The sequence below is a fragment of the Streptomyces colwelliae genome, from assembly GCF_048158785.1.
Taxonomy (GTDB): Bacteria; Actinomycetota; Actinomycetes; order Streptomycetales; family Streptomycetaceae; genus Streptomyces.
Genome location: NZ_JBLTJC010001076.1, coordinates 1 through 384, shown reverse-complemented (window position 1 = coordinate 384; position 384 = coordinate 1). Strand labels below are relative to the sequence as shown.

Annotated in this window: 1 protein-coding gene; it reads left to right on the top strand. The window is 53.6% G+C overall.

The window, feature by feature from the left end; genetic code table 11:
• Positions 1–131: 131 nt before the first annotated feature.
• The coding region (locus tag ACNFOC_RS55885) for an LptF/LptG family permease (RefSeq protein ID WP_186465789.1) at positions 132–384 on the top strand (253 nt) is incomplete at its 3' end.

The window sequence follows — 384 nt, the reverse complement described above, 5'->3', positions numbered from 1 at the left end:
AAGCTGGACCCGACGCTGTGGATGTGGACCGTTAACCTGATTTATCTGGCTTTGGCGATTGTTCTCAACCTTTGGGACGCCGTGCCGATCCGCCGCCTGCGCGCCAGTTTTTCGCGTAAAGGAGCGGTGTGATGCAACCTTTTGGCGTACTTGACCGCTATATCGGTAAAACTATTTTCACCACTATCATGATGACACTGTTCATGCTGGTGTCGCTGTCGGGCATTATCAAGTTTGTCGATCAGCTGAAAAAAGCCGGGCAGGGGAGTTACGACGCGTTAGGCGCAGGAATGTATACCTTGCTGAGCGTGCCGAAAGATGTGCAAATCTTCTTCCCGATGGCGGCTCTGCTTGGGGCGTTGCTTGGTCTTGGGATGCTGGCGC